This is a genomic window from Rhizobium sp. M10 (genome assembly GCF_002531955.1).
In the GTDB taxonomy this organism is placed as follows: Bacteria; Pseudomonadota; Alphaproteobacteria; order Rhizobiales; family Rhizobiaceae; genus Rhizobium; species Rhizobium etli_C.
In genome coordinates this window covers 187717-206295 of the sequence record NZ_NWTA01000001.1, presented here as the reverse complement: position 1 = coordinate 206295, position 18579 = coordinate 187717, and the positions used below count along the sequence as shown (strand labels likewise).

Below are 18579 nucleotides of genomic sequence, written 5' to 3'. Positions count from 1 at the left end.
CCACCCCGGCCTCTTTCCGAATTGTGAACGGCGCCCGCCGACGACAACGATTGATTAACCACGAGGCTTTACCTTTGGGTAAGAACCGAAAGCATGTCAGGCGCGAATTGCATGGGCCAGCCAGATCAGACGAGCAGTGTGACGCCGCTCCGCGCCATGAGCCGTGCCGTCTCTTTTGCTGCGTTCGGCAGTCTGCTGCTTGGCCAGGTAGCCTTTGCACAATCCGCCTCACAACAGCTGGCAAGCGGCAGCTCCGCGGCCTCTCAGGACAATCGCTCCACCTACAACGCCGCATCCGCCGCTGACGAGAGCGACGACGGCGCCATTCCCGCGGCGAACGGCACGACCGCGAACGCGGATGACGCTTCGCAGAGGCCCGCCATACCGGATGCGCAATCCGGCGACGATATCACCGGCTCCATCCTCGACGAGGACATCCGCCGGCTGAACACCCGCGAAGCACCGGTCGACGAAACGCCGCGCCGCCGGGCTGCCGAAAGTGCGTCGACGGCGGAAACGCCGGGCATTCCGCTCGGCACTTTCGTGCTCCGTCCGAGCGTCACCCAGAGCATCAACACCGAGACCACCAAGGACGGCAACACCAGGCAGCGGCGCGCCTTCCTCGAAACCGATGCGGCCGCGACGCTGACCTCCGACTGGGGCCGCCACCAGCTGAGCGTCACCTCGGAAGGCGCCTGGCAGAGGAATATCAGCGGCGAAGGCGAGGAGCAGCCTTCCTTCAAGATCAACGGCGATCTCAGGCTGGATCTTCCCCGGGATACGGTCACGCACCTCACCGCCGGGTATAATTTCTACCGCGAAGATACGGACGATCCCGACGCGATCGCCAATGCGACGCAGCAATCCGATGTGCAGGAGTTTTCGGCCGGGGCCTCCGTCCAACGCGATTTCGGCATCCTGCGCGGCACGACGGCGCTGGCGCTGACCCGTTCGATCTATTCCGACGCCACGCTGGCCAGCGGCGCGACCGTCGCGCTCAGCGACCGCAATCAGACGACGGGCACGTTGCGCGGCCGCGTCGGCTACGAGCTGTCGCCCGCACTCATCCCCTTCATCGAGGCGACGATCGGCCGGACGCTTTATGACGAGACGCGCGATTCCGCCGGCTATGAGCGTTCGGGCCATAGCTACGGCGCCAAGGCCGGCGTCGAGGTCGATCTCGGCGAAAAGCTGAAGGGGGAGGTCGGCGTTGGTTACGAGAGGGCGGATTTCGAAGATAACAGGCTCTCGTCGATCGACACGGCCACGCTCGATGCGAGCCTGCTCTGGTCGCCGATCCGCGGCACCGACGTCAATCTCGACCTGCAGACGAGCATCCAGCCGACGACCACGGCCGGCGAGAGCGGTTACGTCTCGCACGCGCTGACGACGACGGTCACGCATCAGCTGCGCGACAATCTGGTCGGCACGATGATCGGTGGCGTGGTTTGGCGCGATTATCCCACCGACAGCACCATCAACGACGAGCTCGTCTATAGCGCGGCGACCGGCCTCACCTGGAACATCAATCGCTATCTCGACCTGACCAGCACGCTCGGCTACGAACTGACGACGCGCAAGGAAGGATCCGATTCGCAGCAATGGCGCGCAGGCCTCGGCCTCAAGCTGAAACGCTAAAGCGCATCGCGATCTTTCAGATTCGCTGCTTGCGCTTTAGCTCTTTCTTTCACGCATGTCGTTGCCGCAAAACCGCGCACACTTTTGCGCGACATGCTTAAACGCCGCACATCCGGTCCGGATGCGCGGCGCCCTGTCATGTCTGCGCTGATGAGAACCTTACCTCAGGCCGGCCAGCAATTCCTTGAAGCCGCCTTCGACGGTCGGGCGGATATCGGCGCGTTCGAGGGCGTAGGCGACATTTGCCAGGATGAAGCCATCCTTGGCGCCGCAGTCGTAGGTCGTGCCGCGGAAGTGGTAACCGGCAAAATCCTGTTCCTTCAGCAGCTTCAGCATGCCGTCGGTCAGCTGGATCTCATTGCCGGCGCCGCGCTCCTGGGTTTCGAGGATCCGGAAAATCTCCGGCTGCAGGATGTAGCGGCCGTTGATGAAGAAGTTGGAAGGCGCCGTTCCCTTGGCGGGTTTTTCCACCATGCCGGTGATTCGGAAGCCCTCGCCGATCGCTTCGCCGACGCCGACGATGCCGTATTTATGTGCCTGGTCGGGTGCGCATTCCTCGACGGCGATGATATTGCCGCCGCTCTGCCCGTAGAGGTCGATCATTCCCTTCATGCAGCCCTTGTCGCCCTTCATGATCATGTCGGGAAGCAGCAGTGCGAAAGGTTCGTCGCCGACGATTTCGCGGGCGCACCAGACCGCATGACCGAGGCCGAGCGGCTCCTGCTGGCGGGTGAAGCTCACCGTGCCGGCCTTCGGCAATTGCTGCTGCAGGAGAGTAATTTCCGCCTTCTTGGCGCGCTCCTTGAGCGTCTGCTCAAGCTCGAAATGAATGTCGAAATAATCTTCGATGACGTGCTTGTTACGCCCGGTGACGAAAACCAGATGTTCGATCCCGGCTTCGATCGCCTCATCGACGACATATTGAATGATTGGCTTGTCGACGACGGTCAACATTTCCTTCGGAACAGCCTTTGTCGCCGGGAGGAATCGCGTCCCCAACCCGGCCACGGGAAATACTGCTTTACGAACTTTGTTGTGCTGAGCCACACCGGCCTCCTGCTTCGCCATATCGCTTTGGAAAAAGAGCCTTTTGGTTCTACCTAGTATAGAATTGCTACTGTTTTGCAATGGTGACCGGAGCGCACCGCCATGGTAAAGAATTTGTTGACTCCGTTCCTGTAGTCTCGGGTCTGGGCGGACATGACGCCTCTGCTGCACCGAAAACTGAAGATGACGGATACGACAGTCGATGATCCAGAATCACAAAAACTCCCTTCGTGGTCTTGCTCTCGCCCTCGTTGTCGCCGCCCAGGTAGGCCTGGTCCCCGACAGCGCGAAAGCCGATTCCCGGTTCCAGAAATGGATCGCGGATTTTTACCAAACAGCCGCACAGAGTGGCATCAGTAAGGCAACCTACCAAAAGGCCTTTTCCGGGGTGAGCGAGCCCGACCCGACGGTGCTCGAAAAAGCCGCCTATCAGCCGGAATTCACCTCGAAGATCTGGGATTACATCGATTCGCGCGTCAATCCCTACACGGTCAAGATCGGCCGCGAGATGGCCGCCAAGCATGCTCGCACGCTCAACGCGATCGAGCAGCGCTTCGGCGTCGACAAGGCCATTCTGCTCGCCATATGGTCGATGGAATCCAATTACGGAGCGATCCTCGACAAGGACGACCGGCTGCACTACGTGCCGCGCGCGCTGGCGACGTTGGCCTATGCCGATCCGAGCCGCGCCAAATTCGCCAAGAAGCAGCTGGTTGCCGCGCTGAAGATCCTGCAGAACGGCGACGTGCCGGCACGCGAGATGACCGGCTCCTGGGCGGGCGCCATGGGCCACACGCAGTTCATCCCGACAAGCTACCTGCTTTACGCCGTCGACGCCGACGGCAACGGCCATCGCGACATCTGGAATTCGGTGCCGGATGCGCTGGCGACCTCGGCCAATCTCCTGATGAAGAACGGCTGGGATACCGGCAAGACCTGGGGCTACGAGGTCGTCGTTCCCGCGGCCGCCGCCAAGCAGGCCGGCAAGACCCATACGCTCGCCCAATGGGCGGAACTCGGCCTGAAACGCCCAAACGGCAAGGCCTTCCGCGAAGGCGGCACCAAGGCCGTGCTGAAGATGCCGGCCGGACCAAACGGCCCGGGCTTCCTGATGACCGCCAACTTTTTCACCATCAAGAACTACAATGCCTCGGACAGCTACGCGCTTGCCGTCGGCCTGCTGGCCGATCAGATCGCCGGTTACGGCGGCATGCAGCAGCGCTGGCCGCGCCCGGACGGCGCCCTTGATATCACCGAGAAATTCGAGCTGCAGACCCGCCTCAAGACCCTCGGCTATTACAATGGCGAGGTCGACGGCAATTTCGGCTCGGGTTCGAAGGCGGCGATATCGGCGGTGCAGGAGCGCATCGGCATGCAGCCGGACGGCGAGCCTTCGCTGCCGCTCCTGAACGCACTTCGCCGATAGGAATGCCGAAAAGCAAGCCCTGATTGGAAGCCACAGAACCGTGACCTAAATTATGAGCGGGAGTGGACGCTGACCTACCCCGCGTGCAAGATGCCGGCAGATGCGGAACTGCCCATGATGAAGAAAACTGATCGGACCCCTAAAATCCGTTGGCCGGTGCTCGCCTTGACGGCGGCTGCGCTGTGCGTCGGCGCGTTTGCGCCGGTGCATGTCGCCGAGGCCCAGGAGCAGCGCTACGAGCGCCGGTCGATCCTCGATTTCTTCCTTGGCCGGCGCTATCTCGATGACGGTCCGCAGGCCCCTGATGCCCAGCAGCCGCGACGCCAGCAGCGCAAGCGCCCGCCGGCGCAGAAGGCGGTGATCAATGCCCGCACCGCGCCGCCGGTGCGGCCGCCAGTGCAGGAAGAGCCGGTCGTGCAGAAGCTTGGCGACGCCAAGAAGGTCCTGATCGTCGGCGATTTCCTCGCCAGCGGCCTCGGCGACGGTCTCACCGCCGCCTTCGAGACTTCGCCCGGCGTCGTCGTCGAAGCCCGCGGCAACGTCTCCTCAGGCCTTGTCCGCGACGATTATTATGACTGGCCGGAACAGCTGCCGAAGATGATCGACGAGCTGAAGCCAGCCATGGTCGTCGTCATGATCGGCGCCAACGACCGCCAGCAGATGGTGACCGACACTGCCAAGGAAAAATTCCGCACCGACGGCTGGTTTGCCGAATACCGCCGCCGCGTTCTTTCCTTCGGTAAAGAAGTCACCGACCGCAAGATCCCGCTGCTTTGGGTCGGACTTCCCGCCTTCGAATCCGATCAGATGACGGCTGACGCCGTCCAGATGAACCAGCTCTATCGCAACCAGGTGGAAAGCATCGGCGGCGAATTCGTCGATATCTGGGATGGCTTCGTCGACGAGAACAGCAACTTCATCGTCACCGGTTCGGATGTGAACGGCCAGCAGGTGCGCCTGCGCACCTCCGACGGCATCAATCTCACGCAGGCCGGCCGCCGCAAACTTGCCTTCTATGTGGAAAAGCCGGCCCGCCGCATTCTCGGCACCCAGGCAAGCCCGGATCTGGTGCGGCTGGACGAAAGTGCCCTGCCCGGCCTCGGCCTTCCCACCAATCCGGTCGAACACACCGTGCCGATCAGTCTCTCCGATCCCAATCTCGACGGCGGCACCGAGCTTCTCGGCGCAAGGCCGCCGCCTGTGACGCTGACGAAATCGCCGCGCGATCTGCTTGTCGAGCAGGGCGAGATGACGCCGGCCCCGGTCGGGCGCGTCGACGACTATCGCATGCCGGCGGCCAAGACGCCGGCCGAAGTCTCGGTGAAATGAGAAAGTCCGCGCGAGCATGATGCCGAAACGTGTCGGCGGTTTCGGACCACATAAAAAAATCCGCCTGGGAACTGACCCTCGATAAGTTGGTCAACAACCTACGGGGGTCCGTTCACAGCCGGAGTTCGTCTCGTTCTGAGCCTGCGTGAGCCGACAGTCAGTTCGGCAGCACGCTCGAGCCCATCAAGGCCTCATCGATGGCGCGGGCAGCCTGGCGACCTTCGCGGATCGCCCAGACCACCAGCGACTGGCCGCGGCGCACGTCGCCCGCCGTCCAGAACTTGTCGATCGAGGTCTTGTAGTCCCGGTCGTTGGCGACGACGTTGGTCGAACCGCGCTTATCGGTATTGAGCGTCAGCTTGCCCTCGAGCTCCTTCAGCACGCTTGTCGTGAACGGGCCGCGGAAACCGATAGCGATGAAGGCGAGATCGGCTCGGATGACGAATTCCGTGCCCGCAACCGGCCGCCGGCGCTCGTCGACCTCACAGCATTTGACGCCCGTCAGCACACCGTCTTCGCCGATGAATTCGAGCGTCGCCACCTGGAACTCGCGCACGGCGCCTTCGGCCTGCGAGGAGGAGGTGCGCATCTTCGTCGCCCAGAAAGGCCAAACGGCGAGCTTGTCTTCCTTCTCCGGCGGCTGCGGCCGGATGTCGAGCTGAGTGACCTTGACGGCGCCCTGGCGGAACGCCGTGCCGACACAGTCCGAAGCCGTATCGCCGCCACCGACGACGACGACATGTTTGGCGCCGGCAAGGATCGGATCCGACGGCCAGCCGACGCTGTCGATGTTCTCGCGCCCGACGCGGCGGTTCTGCTGCACCAGATAGGGCATGGCATCATGGACGCCGGCAAGGTCAATGCCCGGAATGCCCGCCTCGCGCGGCGTCTCGGAGCCGCCACAATAAAGCACGGCGTCATGATCGGCCAGCAGCTGCTCGACCTTGACGTCGACGCCGACATTGACGCCGCAATGGAAGGTGACGCCCTCGCCCTTCATCTGCTCGACGCGGCGATCGATGAAGTTCTTCTCCATCTTGAAATCGGGAATGCCGTAGCGCAGCAGGCCACCCGGCTTGGTCTCGCGCTCATAGACATGCACCTCGTGGCCGGCGCGGCCGAGCTGCTGGGCGGCCGCCATGCCGGCGGGGCCGGAGCCAATGACGGCGACTTTCTTGCCGGTATGAACTGTCGCCGGCTGCGGCCGGATGAAGCCGAGCTCATAGGCCTTGTCGGCGATCGCCTGTTCGACCGTCTTGATGGCGACCGGCGCATCTTCGAGGTTCAACGTGCAGGCTTCCTCGCACGGCGCCGGGCAGACGCGGCCGGTGAACTCCGGGAAGTTGTTGGTCGAATGCAGGTTCTGGATCGCCGCTTCCCAGTTGTTGTTGTAGACGAGGTCGTTCCAGTCAGGAATCTGGTTGTGCACCGGGCAGCCGGTGGGGCCGTGGCAATAGGGGATGCCACAGTCCATGCAGCGCGCCGCCTGTTTCTGCACTTCCGGATCCGACATCGGGATCGTGAATTCGCGGAAATGGCGGATGCGATCCGACGCCGGCTGGTACTTCGCCACCTGCCGGTCGATTTCCAGAAACCCTGTTACCTTACCCATCTCTTCGTCCCTTACCCTCATGACCGCCTCATCCGCGGCCAATTGTCTGTCGTCAGTCCCGGCATTCCGGGCGGGTTGCTTCTCTTGACCGTCATTGGAACATATCCCCTGAAACATCCGGGCGATCTGGACGGCCTTTCGCCGTCATGATCGTCACGGATCATCGAGACGTTTCCGATATCCGCCACCCGCAATCAGCCCGTGGCGAATATCCCGGTGCAAATCACTCCGCGGCGATGCCCATCCGGCTGCGTTCCATTTCCTCGAGCGCACGGCGGTATTCGACCGGCATGACCTTGCGGAACTTTGGACGGTAGTCGGCCCAGTGATCGAGGATCTGCTTGGCGCGGGACGAGCCCGTATAATGCAGATGATTGGAGATCAGCTGGTAGAGGCGCTCCTCGTCGTGACGCGTCATGTCGCCCGAGACGTCGACACGTCCCTTGTGCATGAGATCGCCGCCGTGGTGGTGCAGCTTCTCCAGCATGTCGTCTTCTTCCGGCACCGGCTCGAGCTCGACCATCGCCATATTGCAGCGGCTGGCGAAATCGCCGGTTTCGTCGAGCACATAGGCGACACCGCCGGACATGCCGGCCGCGAAATTGCGGCCGGTGGCGCCGAGCACGACGACGACACCGCCAGTCATATATTCGCAGCCATGGTCACCGACACCCTCGACGATGGCGATCGCACCCGAGTTGCGCACGGCGAAACGTTCGCCGGCCACGCCGCGGAAGTAGCATTCGCCCTCGGTCGCACCGTAAAGCACGGTGTTGCCGACGATGATCGAGTTTTCGGCGACGATCCTCGAATTCTCCGGCGGCCGGATAATGATCTTGCCGCCCGAAAGGCCCTTGCCGACATAGTCGTTGCCATCGCCGATCAGGTTGAAGGTGACGCCGCGCGCCAGGAAGGCGCCGAAGCTCTGGCCTGCCGTGCCGCGAAGCGTCACGTTGATCGTGTCTTCCTTCAGCCCGCGATGGCGGAAGCGCTTGGCGACCTCGCCGGACAGCATCGCGCCAGCCGAGCGGTCGACGTTCTTGATGCCGACCTCGAAGGCGACGGGCATCTTGTCGGTCAGCGCCGGCTCAGCCTGCTCGATCAGCACGCGGTCGAGAATGTCATCGATCGGGTGCTGCTGCCGGCTCGTCCAGAAGGTCTCCTCCTTGGCGGCATCGACCTTGTGGAAGATGCGGCTGAAGTCGAGACCCTTGGCCTTCCAATGCGCCAGCATCTCGTCCTTTTCCAGAAGCTCCGAAGCGCCGATGATCTCGTCGAGCCGGGTAAATCCGAGCGAGGCGAGGATTTCGCGCACTTCGTTGGCGACGAAGAAGAAGTAGTTGATGACGTGCTCCGGCGTGCCCTTGAAGCGCTTGCGCAGCACCGGATCCTGTGTCGCCACGCCGACCGGACAGGTGTTGAGATGGCACTTGCGCATCATGATGCAGCCGGCCGCGATCAGCGGCGCGGTGGCGAAGCCGAACTCGTCGGCGCCGAGCAGCGCCCCGATGATGACGTCGCGGCCGGTCTTCAGACCGCCGTCCACCTGCAGCGCAACACGCGAACGCAGGCCGTTCAGCACCAGCGTCTGCTGGGTTTCGGCAAGGCCGATTTCCCAGGGGCTGCCGGCATGCTTGAGCGAGGTCAGCGGCGAAGCACCGGTGCCGCCGTCGAAGCCGGCGACGGTGATATGGTCGGCGCGCGCCTTGGCGACGCCGGCGGCAACCGTACCGACGCCGACTTCGGAGACGAGCTTGACCGAGACATCAGAGGTCGGGTTGACGTTCTTCAGATCGTAGATCAGCTGCGCCAGATCCTCGATCGAATAGATGTCGTGGTGCGGCGGCGGCGAGATCAGGCCGACACCCGGCGTCGAGTGACGGGTCTTGGCGACCGTCGCATCGACCTTGTGACCGGGCAGCTGGCCGCCCTCTCCGGGCTTGGCGCCCTGCGCCACCTTGATCTGCAGCACGTCGGCGTTGACCAGATATTCGGTCGTGACCCCGAAACGGCCCGAGGCGATCTGCTTGATCGCCGAACGCTCCGGATTGCTCGACCCATCGGAGAGCGGCATGTAGCGGTCGGATTCCTCGCCGCCTTCGCCGGTGTTCGACTTGCCGCCGATCCGGTTCATGGCGATCGCCAGCGTCGTATGCGCCTCCCTGGAGATCGAGCCGAAGGACATCGCTCCCGTCGAGAACCGCTTGACGATATCGGCCGCCGGCTCGACCTCGTCGATCGACACCGGCTTGCGGCCGAGCGCCTCGGCGCTCTTAATGTTGAACAGCCCGCGGATCGTGTTCATGCGCAGCGCCGAATTGTTCACCATTTCGGAGAATTCGCGGTAGCGGTCCTCGGCATTGCCGCGCACGGCATGCTGAAGAGCTGCGACCGCATCCGGCGTCCAGGCATGGCTTTCACCGCGCATGCGGTAGGCATATTCGCCGCCGATATCGAGCGTCGTCGCAAGCAGCGGATCCTTGCCGAAGGCGGCGTTGTGGCGGGCGACGGTCTCTTCGGCGATCGCTTCGAGGCCGATACCTTCGATCATCGTTGCGGTGCCGAAGAAATACTTGTCGACCAGTTCCGACGACAGGCCGATCGCATCGAAGATCTGCGCGCCGCAATAGGACTGGTAGGTCGAGATGCCCATCTTCGACATCACCTTGAGGATGCCTTTGCCGACCGCCTTGATGTAGCGGTAGACGATTTCCGAGGCATCGACTTCCTTGGGGAACTCGCCCTTGGCATGCATGTCGAGCAGCGTGTCGAAGGCAAGATAGGGGTTGATCGCTTCGGCACCGTAGCCGGCAAGCAGACAGAAATGATGCACTTCGCGCGGCTCACCGGTCTCGACGACGAGGCCGACCGAGGTGCGAAGCCCCTTGCGGATCAGGTGATGATGCACGGCAGCCGTTGCCAGCAGCGCCGGAATGGCGATTCGATCGGGCCCGATCTGGCGGTCGGAGAGCACGATGATGTTGTAGCCGCCCTTGACGGCCGCTTCCGCGCGCTCGCAGAGCCGGTCGAGCATGTCAGGCATGCCGGCAGCACCCCGCTCGATGTCATAGGTGAAATCGAGCGTCTTGGTGTCGAACCGGTCTTCCGTATGACCGATCGAGCGGATCTTTTCGAGATCGCCGTTGGTCAGGATCGGCTGGCGCACTTCGAGGCGCTTGGCGTTCGCCATGCCTTCATGGTCGAGAATGTTCGGGCGCGGGCCGATGAAGGAGACGAGGCTCATGACGAGCTCTTCGCGGATCGGGTCGATCGGCGGGTTCGTCACCTGCGCGAAGTTCTGCTTGAAATAGGTGTAGAGCAGCTTCGGCTTTTCCGACATCGCCGAGATCGGCGTGTCCGTGCCCATCGAGCCGATCGCCTCCTGCCCGGTCGTCGCCATCGGCGACATCAGGATGCGGGTATCCTCGGTCGTGTAGCCGAAGGCCTGCTGACGGTCGAGCAGAGACACGTCGCGGCGTAGCGCCCGCGGCTCCACCGGCTTCAGCTCTTCGAGGATCAGCTGGGTGCGGTCGAGCCAGCTGCGATAGGGATGCGCGGTGGCAAGCTGCGACTTCACCTCGTCGTCGGAGATGATCCGGCCTTCTTCCATGTCGATCAGCAGCATCTTGCCCGGCTGCAGGCGCCACTTCTGAATGATCTTCTCCTCCGGAACCGGCAGCACCCCGGCTTCGGACGCCATGATGACGCGGTCGTCGTCGGTGACGAGGTAACGCGCCGGCCGCAGGCCGTTGCGATCGAGCGTCGCGCCGATCTGCTTGCCGTCGGTGAAGGCAACGGCAGCCGGCCCGTCCCACGGCTCCATCAATGCCGCATGATATTCGTAGAAGGCCTTGCGTTCGGCGGCCATCGACTGGTTGCCGGCCCACGCCTCAGGGATCAGCATCATCACCGCATGCGCTAGCGAATAACCGCCGCGCACCAGGAATTCGAGCGCATTGTCGAAGCAGGCCGTGTCCGACTGTCCCTCGTAGGAAATCGGCCAGAGCTTGGAAATGTCTTCGCCGAACAGCGGCGAGGAAACCGACGCCTGGCGCGCCGCCATCCAGTTGACGTTGCCGCGCAGCGTGTTGATCTCGCCGTTATGGGCGACCATGCGATAGGGGTGCGCAAGCTTCCACGACGGGAAGGTGTTGGTCGAGAAGCGCTGGTGCACCAGTGCGACCGCGCTTTCGAAACGCGGGTCCGACAGGTCCTTGTAATAGGCGCCGACCTGATAGGCCAGGAACATGCCCTTGTAGACCACCGTCGCCGACGACAGCGACACCGGATAGAAATTGCTCTCCTCGCCGTCGAACTCGTCATAGATGCGGTTGGAGATCACCTTGCGCAGCGTGAACAGCCGGCGCTCGAATTCGTCATTGTTCTCGGCATCCTCACCGGCACCGATGAAGACCTGCACGTGATGCGGCTCGGTAGCGGCAATCGCCGGCGCCTTGGAGAGCGAGGAATTATCAACCGGCACGTCGCGAAAGCCGATCAGGACCTGGCCTTCCTCTTCAATGACGTCCTTGATCACCTTCTTGAAGTGCTCGATCTGCTTTTCATCGCGCGGCATGAAGATATGGCCGACGCCATATTCGCCGGCCGGCGGCAGGGTGATCCCCTGCCCCGCCATCTCCTCACGGAAGAAGCGGTCGGGAATCTGCACCAGAATGCCGGCGCCGTCACCCATCAGAGGATCGGCGCCGACGGCGCCGCGGTGCGTCAGGTTCTCAAGAATGAACAAGCCGTCCTTGACGATCTGGTGCGACTTCTCACCCTTCATATGCGCGACAAAGCCGACGCCGCAGGCATCATGCTCATTGCGGGGATCGTAGAGGCCCTGTTTCTTCGGCAGGCCGGAGGCGGATTTGGACATATTGGCCGTCGCACGCATCTCAGCAGCGGCAAACCGGTCAAATTCCATGGATGGCGTCTTCGTCATCGTCTTTCCTCCTGTCGAAACCCGCGGGCCGCGGGCGGCTTTTCGTCCCGCACCGCAACCCGAAGATAGGTTCGGCGCATGACAGCGCTGTTGCATTGTGAAGATCGCCGCAGACATCTGCTTCTAGGGAAAGCAAACCGTCGCGTTCCGCGCCTGCCATTCGCCTCCGCGCGCCGCCCATCCTGGGGCTTGGCACTCGGAAGAACTATAGCGTGAAAGCCCGCCTGTTCCAGGGCTTTCGGCGCCTCTTCGGCCGCAAAGGCCAAAATAGGACAGCAACACTGTCCTAATTCATCTGCTCTATGCCAGAAAGCATTTGGCTTCGCAAGGGCGTCGGGTCAAAAATCGTCATTTTGCGACGGAAGATTACCAAATCGGTCGCAATCACGAAATAAAATTACGTCAAGTCGAGCCATTTTATTTATTGATTGCGCGGTTCAATTTTCGTGATGGATTATGGGCAATGGCCTTGATCCCGTGAAGGATTGACGTAATGTCCGCTGCGACCCTCCCAACCTGTTTCACTCCCACGGTCTCCGCTATGTTCTTTGCATCCGACAATTGGGCCGGCGCCCACAGATCCATTGCCGAACGCCTGCTGGCGGAATCGGCTGGTTTTGCCCCTGCCTATGGCGCCGGCGACCTCGACAAACAAGTCGAGGCCCGCTTCTGCGAGATCTTCGAACGTGAGGTTTCCGTCTTCTTCGTCGCCACCGGCACGGCCGCCAATTCCCTGTCGCTGGCAAGCGTCCAGCGCCCTGGCGGCATCACCTTCTGCCATTCCGAGGCGCATGTGATCGAGGATGAATGCGGCGCGCCGGAATTCTTCTCCGGCTCCGCCCGCCTCGTTGCCGTCGACGGCGAAGCTGGTAAGATCGATCCGGCGAAACTTTCGGCGAAGATCGCCAACTTTCCCGAGGACGCCCTCCGTCACGGCCGTGCCAGCGCCGTCACCATCACCCAGGCGACCGAGATCGGCACCGTCTATTCCCTGCCGGAGATCGGCGAGATCGCCGCCATATCACGAAAGCGCAACCTGCCGCTCCACATGGACGGCGCCCGCTTCGCCAATGCGTTGATTGCGCTCGGCGCCACCCCGGCCGAAATGACCTGGAGGCGCGGCGTCGACATGCTCTCCTTCGGCGGCACCAAGAACGGCTGCTGGTGCGCCGAGGCGATCGTCTTCTTCGATCCGGAACGGGCGCGCGAAATGCCCTTCATCCGCAAGCGCGCCGCCCAGCTCTTTTCCAAGTCGCGTTTCATCGCCGCCCAGTTCGATGCCTATTTCGAAAACGGCCTCTGGCTCGATCTCGCCCGCCATTCCAACGGCATGGCCGATCGCTTGCGCGCCGGCATCGGCGCCAGCAATGCCGCGCGGCTCGCCTGGCCGACCGCGTCAAACGAAGTCTTTGCCGTCATCAGCAAGAGCGCGGCAAAAACCGCCGAGGAAAGGGGGGCAAAATTCTACGCATGGCCGGTACCCGCAGCAACGCCCGAACTCGTCACCGAAGGCGAAACCCTGATCCGCCTCGTCACCAGCTTTGCGACCACGCAAGCCGATGTGGATGGTTTCCTAAAGTGCCTGACCGCCTGATCGGCCGGGAGGAGCGCCCGCCTGCCGGGCAGGCTCGCGGTGCCGACGATGGCTCATGCCGACCTCAGCCCCCTCACCTTTTGCAGAATATCGTCCGAAAGTGCGGCGACCAGCGTCTGATCGGCGCCCTTGCGCGGCACGAGCACGAATTCCACGTCCTCCAGCGCCGGCAGCCTTCCAGCAGCGATCTCTTTCAGCCCCGAGGGCGCCATGCTGCGCGGCTGCACCAGCACGCCCATCCCGGCCCGCGCCGCCGCCGTCAGCCCGCTGAGACTGCCGCAAGTGCAGACGATCCGCCACGGCACGCCGTTGCGCCCGAGCGCTTCCAGGGCGATCGCCCGTGTTACGCTCGGTGGCGGGAAAGCAATCAGCGGCAGTGGCCCGGCAGCCAGCAGCCGCTCAGGATCGCGCGCCAGCCAGACGAGCGGCTCGCGATAGACGAGCTTCCCGCGTGCGTCACCGAGCCGGCGCTTGGCAAGCACCAGATCGATGTCGCCATTGTCCTGCATCTCGTAGAGGACGCCGGAGAGCGCCACGGTCAGTTCCAGGTCGACGGACGGGTGCGACCGAACGAAATCTTCCAGCGCCGCCGGCAGCTGGCTGGTGACGAAATCCTCCGAGACGCCGAGCCGCAGGCTGCCGCGCAGACTGTTGCTCTTAAATAGCGACTGCACCTGCCCCTCGATCGAAAGCATGGCGCGCGCATGCGTCAGCAGCGCTTCGCCATCGCCGGTCAACATGACCTTGTGCGTGTCGCGCGCCAGAAGCTTGCGACCGAGCGTCGCCTCCAGCCGCTGAATATGCTGACTGACCGTCGATTGCCCGAGACCCAGCCTTTCTGCGGCGAGCGTGAAACTGCCCATCTGTTCGACAGCGACGAAACTGCGCAATTGCGAAAGGTCCAGCATGACATCCGGTTTCTTGATAACTGTTATTTCTTGCATCCTGGATCATAATGGAGGACAGAACAATATCTAATCTTGTTTTGCCGCGAGACCGCCATGCGCCGCTTTCTGCCCGATAGCTTCACCAGCCTGCTTGTCTGCACCGTCATCCTTGCCTCGCTGTTTCCGGCAAGCGGCACCTTCGCGGCTTATTTCGGCATCGCCACCGATCTCGCCATCGCCGCCCTGTTCTTCCTGCATGGCGCCCGCCTCTCGCGTGATGTCGTTATCTCGGGGCTCCTGCATTGGCGCTTGCATCTCGTCATCCTGCTGACGACCTTCGGCATTTTCCCGCTGCTTGGTGTGGCGCTCGGCTTCATTCCGGACACGATCCTGCCGCAGCCGCTCTATCTCGGCATCCTCTTCCTCTGCGTGCTGCCGTCGACGGTGCAGTCATCCATCGCCTTCACCTCGATGGCCGGCGGCAACGTGCCTGCCGCCATCTGCTCGGCCTCCGCCTCGAATATTTTCGGCATGTTTCTGACCCCGCTGCTCGTCGGCCTGCTCTTTTCCGTCGGCGGCCATGGCGGCTTCTCCCTCGACGCGCTTCAGCAGATCCTGCTGCAACTGCTTGCCCCCTTCATCGTCGGCCAGATCCTGCAGCCCTGGATCGGCGACTGGATTCGCGCCAGGAGGAAGATTCTGATGCCCGTCGACCGCGGCTCGATCCTGATGGTCGTCTATCTCGCCTTCTCGACGGCAGTCGTCGAAGGCCTCTGGCATACCTTCTCGATCGCCGATATCGCCGTCGTCATCGTCGCCGACATCGTCCTTCTGGGGATAGTGCTGGTGCTGACGATGTTCGGCAGCCGCCGGCTCGGCTTCGGCAAGGCCGACGAGATCACCATCACCTTCTGCGGCTCCAAGAAAAGTCTCGCAAGCGGCGTGCCGATGGCAAACGTCATTTTTGCCGGCCAGTCGATCGGCGCGATCGTGCTTCCGCTGATGCTCTTCCACCAGATCCAGCTGATGGTCTGCGCCGTCATCGCCCAGAAATACGCCGCCGCCGCGGCCCGCCGTGCAACCGAACAGCAGATCAAGGATGCCGCCAGCCCCGCCTGAACCGCAATAAAGCGAGCGCAATAAAAAACGGCGCCCCAAGCGGAGCGCCGTCCATTTATCCGCACGGGATAACGATCAGCTGTTGACGACCTGCGCCTCGATGGCCTTCGGAGCCTCGACCGGCTCTGCGGCAATCGCGATCTTGCGGGGCTTCATGGCCTCAGGAATATTGCGCAGGAGGTCGATGTGCAGCAGGCCGTTCTTCAGCGAAGCGGCGGTCACCTCGACATGGTCGGCGAGCTGGAAGCGGCGCTCGAAGGCGCGCTTGGCAATGCCGCGATAGAGGAATTCGCCGCCTTCGGCGGTTTCCTCGTTCTTTTCACCCTTCACGGACAGCACATGGGCATGCGCTTCGATCGAAAGTTCGGTCTCGTCGAAACCGGCGACCGCCATGGTGATGCGATAGGTGTTTTCACCGGTGCGCTCGATATTATAGGGCGGATAGGTCTGCGCCTGCTCCGGCTGAGCAAGGCTGTCGAGCATGGTGAACAGCCGGTCGAAACCGACCGTCGAGCGATAAAGGGGAGAGAAGTCTACGTGACGCATGATGTCCTCCTGTGGAAGCGACGTGTTGCGATAAAATGTCCCTGAAACCCCATGTTTGGCGGCCCCGGGGACGGTTGCGCGGGCCCTTCTTGGCACCCGCATCAAGGAGATGGTGATGGGATTTGCGGAGTTCAAGACCTTTTCGGAATCGCCTTGAACGGCCCGTGAACCCCGCATGAACGGCCGGTTCGGAACGCATTCAGACGCAAGCGCCTAGAGATAGCAGCGTCGGGTAAATCTGGTCCCGGCGGCTGAAGTGCATCGTCCCTTCTTCTTCAGCCTCAACCTAGGCCGGCTGCGGGCACCCTCATGCTCCTGCCGGCCCTTTTCTCCCGCCGCTTTGCGGGCACCGCCGCTTTCCAAGCCGGGAGCCATGCGCTATCCCTGATAGCGAAGCAGGCAGCAGCGGCGCATTGGCAAAGTCATGGATCAGGTTCTCTATTCGACGCCCGACAATCCCGCCCCGGAAAACCGCACGGAAGGGTATTTTGAAACCCATGACGGCCACCGGCTGCGTTACGCCGTCTTTCGCTCCGGCGCCCAGGTCGCCAGGGGCACGGTGGTCATTCTCCATGGCCGCAACGAATATATCGAAAAGTACTTCGAGACCATCCGCGACCTGACGGCGAAAGGCCTCTGGGTCGCGACCTTCGATCTGCGCGGCCAGGGCGGTTCTCAGCGGCTGATGAAACGCCGCAATCACGGCCACATCCGCCGCTTTGTCGATTACGAGCACGATCTCGACACCTTCCTCGAAAAGGTGGTGCTGCCGGATACGCGCCTGCCTTTCTATCTGCTCGCCCATTCCACCGGTGGGCTGATCGCGCTGTCGGCCGCCCCTTATCTGACCACCCGCATCGACCGCATGGTGCTGTCCGCTCCCTTCATTGGCCTGACCGGCCAGACGGCCTCGCCCCGTGTCATCCGTGCCCTTGCAGGCACGCTGACCGCTCTCGGCCTTGGTTTCCTGCCGTTGACCTCGAAATTGAAGGAGCCGGACTTCAGCCACAACCCGCTGACCTCGGACGAACAGCGCTTCGACCGCAACGTCGCGATGATGGCGGCTCATCCGGAGCTGACGCTCGGTCCGCCGACAGCCCGTTGGCTCACCGAGGCGTTCCGGACCATAGATCGGGTCACCTCACCCAACCATCTCTTTTCGATCACCATCCCGACCATCGTCATCGCCCCGACGCGCGACGGCGTCGTTCCCTATACGGCGCAGGAGCGGCTCTCGCGCTATTTCCGCGCCGGTCAGCTGGTGCCGATCAACGGCGCCCGCCACGAGATCTTCCAGGAACGGGATATCTACCGCGCCGCCGCGCTCGCCGCCTTCCACGCCTTCATTCCAGGCAGCGATGCCGAGGAAAACCAGGATGTCGCAGCCCTCGGCACGTGAGCCCGGATCAGGAACTGACCGGGGGATCAGCCGAGCTGACCGAGGGATCAGCCGAGCTGACCGAGGGATCAGCCGAGCTGACCGGGGGTCAGCGCTGCAGCACGGCGATCGCCTGCTCGTAGACCGCCCGGCTGCTGGCGGCGATGATCGAGCCGCCATTTTCCGGCCGGCCGCCGTCCCAGGTGGTGATGATGCCGCCCGCCCCCTCGATGACGGGAATGATGCCGCCGACATCATAGGGCTTCAGCCCGTTTTCGATGACGAGATCGATATGGCCGGCAGCAAGCAGCGCATAGGCATAGCAGTCGCAGCCGTAGCGGAAGAGCCGCACCTGGCTCTCGATCTCCCGATATTTCTCCATCTCCTCGCCGCCGAAGAGATGCGGCGAGGTGGTGAACAGAATGGCGCTGGAGAGCCGGTCGCACTGGCGCGTCACCAACCGCCGTTCGCCCTCCGGCCCGGTATAGATCGAACCGTTTTCGTCGGCGAAATAACGCTCGCCGGTAAAGGGTTGTTCGATCATGCCCATGATCGCCCGACCCTCCTTCTGCAGGCCGATCAGCGTGCCCCACACCGGCACGCCCGATATGAAGGCGCGGGTTCCGTCGATCGGATCGATCACCCAGACATAGTCACGGTCGAGCCCGACATTGCCGTGCTCCTCGCCGAGAATGCCGTGATCGGGGAAATTCTCCTCGATCAGCGCCCGGATAGCGAGCTCGGCGGCCCGGTCGCCTTCCGTCACCGGATCGAACCCCGAGGAAAGCTTGTTGGTGACATCGAGGCCGGAGCGGAAGCGTGGCAGCGTCTCGGCGCGGGCGGCCTCCGCCAGACGATTGAAGAACGAACGGTCAGGAAGCATGGTGGCACCATTTGGCTGGCGGGAACGGGGTTTCATAGCGAAACGTGACGGGAATGCAAACGCAGCGGGCAATTTCGGACGAATTGCCCAAAGATATCGCAGCGCAATATATTGCTTGACATTTGTGCAATGCAATAGTAGCGTCGTCGGTACAGTCTTTTGACTGTAAATACCC

General features: G+C 62.7%; 12 protein-coding genes. 6 read left to right on the top strand and 6 right to left on the bottom strand.

What is annotated here, in order from left to right; genetic code table 11:
* The first annotated feature begins 111 nt into the window (after positions 1–111).
* Positions 112–1638, top strand: coding sequence for an outer membrane beta-barrel protein (locus CO671_RS00930; protein ID WP_097603954.1), 1527 nt, complete (start codon positions 112–114; stop codon positions 1636–1638).
* 159 nt (positions 1639–1797) lie between these two features.
* Here CO671_RS00930 and galU read toward each other — a convergent pair whose 3' ends face one another.
* Positions 1798–2685 carry a UTP--glucose-1-phosphate uridylyltransferase GalU gene (gene galU / locus CO671_RS00925; RefSeq protein WP_097604079.1) on the bottom strand — a complete coding sequence of 296 codons (888 nt, stop codon included), beginning with the start codon at positions 2683–2685 and terminating at the stop codon, positions 1798–1800.
* Between the two features lie 202 nt (positions 2686–2887).
* Here galU and CO671_RS00920 point away from each other — a divergent pair, with 202 nt between their 5' ends.
* Both CO671_RS00920 and CO671_RS00915 read left to right on the top strand, forming a co-directional pair.
* Positions 2888–4111 (top strand): lytic murein transglycosylase, encoded by a 1224-nt coding sequence (locus CO671_RS00920; RefSeq protein WP_097603953.1) that lies wholly within the window; start codon positions 2888–2890, stop codon positions 4109–4111.
* 90 nt (positions 4112–4201) lie between these two features.
* Positions 4202–5440, top strand: a complete 1239-nt coding sequence (locus tag CO671_RS00915; protein ID WP_097603952.1) for a DUF459 domain-containing protein — start codon at positions 4202–4204, stop codon at positions 5438–5440.
* A gap of 157 nt (positions 5441–5597) precedes the next feature.
* On the opposite strand, the gene CO671_RS00910 is transcribed toward CO671_RS00915, so the two are convergent.
* Together CO671_RS00910 and gltB are read right to left on the bottom strand one after the other, a co-directional pair.
* Positions 5598–7052 carry a glutamate synthase subunit beta gene (locus CO671_RS00910; RefSeq protein ID WP_097580374.1) on the bottom strand — a complete coding sequence of 485 codons (1455 nt, stop codon included), beginning with the start codon at positions 7050–7052 and terminating at the stop codon, positions 5598–5600.
* 223 nt (positions 7053–7275) lie between these two features.
* Positions 7276–11997: a glutamate synthase large subunit gene (gene gltB / locus CO671_RS00905; protein WP_097603951.1), complete on the bottom strand. Its 4722-nt coding sequence runs from the start codon at positions 11995–11997 to the stop codon at positions 7276–7278.
* Between the two features lie 541 nt (positions 11998–12538).
* Between gltB and CO671_RS00900 the strand changes: the two genes are divergently transcribed.
* Positions 12539–13591: a low specificity L-threonine aldolase gene (locus tag CO671_RS00900; RefSeq protein WP_097603950.1), complete on the top strand. Its 1053-nt coding sequence runs from the start codon at positions 12539–12541 to the stop codon at positions 13589–13591.
* Between the two features lie 53 nt (positions 13592–13644).
* Here CO671_RS00900 and CO671_RS00895 read toward each other — a convergent pair whose 3' ends face one another.
* Entirely contained in the window at positions 13645–14499 is an 855-nt protein-coding gene (locus CO671_RS00895; RefSeq protein WP_097603949.1) for a LysR family transcriptional regulator, read from the bottom strand.
* A 93-nt stretch (positions 14500–14592) separates the two neighbouring features.
* Here CO671_RS00895 and CO671_RS00890 point away from each other — a divergent pair, with 93 nt between their 5' ends.
* The gene (locus CO671_RS00890) at positions 14593–15597 is read left to right on the top strand and encodes a bile acid:sodium symporter family protein (RefSeq protein WP_097604078.1); all 1005 of its coding nucleotides are present in this window, start codon (positions 14593–14595) and stop codon (positions 15595–15597) included.
* Positions 15598–15672: 75 nt separating this feature from the next.
* On the opposite strand, the gene CO671_RS00885 is transcribed toward CO671_RS00890, so the two are convergent.
* On the bottom strand, positions 15673–16143 hold the full coding sequence (locus CO671_RS00885) for an Hsp20 family protein (protein WP_064683240.1): 471 nt from the start codon (positions 16141–16143) through the stop codon (positions 15673–15675).
* 424 nt (positions 16144–16567) lie between these two features.
* Between CO671_RS00885 and CO671_RS00880 the strand changes: the two genes are divergently transcribed.
* Positions 16568–17542, top strand: coding sequence for an alpha/beta hydrolase (locus CO671_RS00880; RefSeq protein ID WP_097603948.1), 975 nt, complete (start codon positions 16568–16570; stop codon positions 17540–17542).
* An 88-nt stretch (positions 17543–17630) separates the two neighbouring features.
* Here CO671_RS00880 and hisN read toward each other — a convergent pair whose 3' ends face one another.
* Positions 17631–18404: a histidinol-phosphatase gene (gene hisN, locus CO671_RS00875; protein ID WP_010033006.1), complete on the bottom strand. Its 774-nt coding sequence runs from the start codon at positions 18402–18404 to the stop codon at positions 17631–17633.
* Between the last annotated feature and the right edge of the window lie 175 nt (positions 18405–18579).